This is a genomic window from Xanthovirga aplysinae, from assembly GCF_009711365.1.
Classification (GTDB): Bacteria; Bacteroidota; Bacteroidia; order Cytophagales; family Cyclobacteriaceae; genus Xanthovirga; species Xanthovirga aplysinae.
Genome location: NZ_SMMB01000086.1, coordinates 1 through 306 on the forward strand (window position 1 = coordinate 1; position 306 = coordinate 306).

At 41.8% G+C, this 306-nt stretch carries 1 protein-coding gene; it reads left to right on the forward strand.

All coding sequences use genetic code 11. The features are described 5' to 3' along the window. The coding region (locus tag E1171_RS23060) for a hypothetical protein (protein ID WP_187696084.1) at positions 1-306 on the forward strand (306 nt) is incomplete at both ends.

Below are 306 nucleotides of genomic sequence, written 5' to 3' on the forward strand. Positions count from 1 at the left end.
GCTAGCTTTGGAGGAAGAAGTGAGAATAACTACGCATATGCCCGTATCAGGGGAAATAGCAATACGAATGATGCCATTGATATTGACCAGAGTGCTACTTCTGGAGGTAAAGCGAAAAACAACCATGCCTATGCCTCTATCAAGGGTAATAAAAATGAAAGTGGGATTGCGTTCGATCAGTTTGCTGAGGATGATGGTGTGATCAAAAATAACAGCGGTTATGCCGAGATAAAGGGGGATAGAAATTATCGAGGCATTTTTATTGACCAGGAAGCTGAAGATGATGCCAGAAGTATTAATAACCGG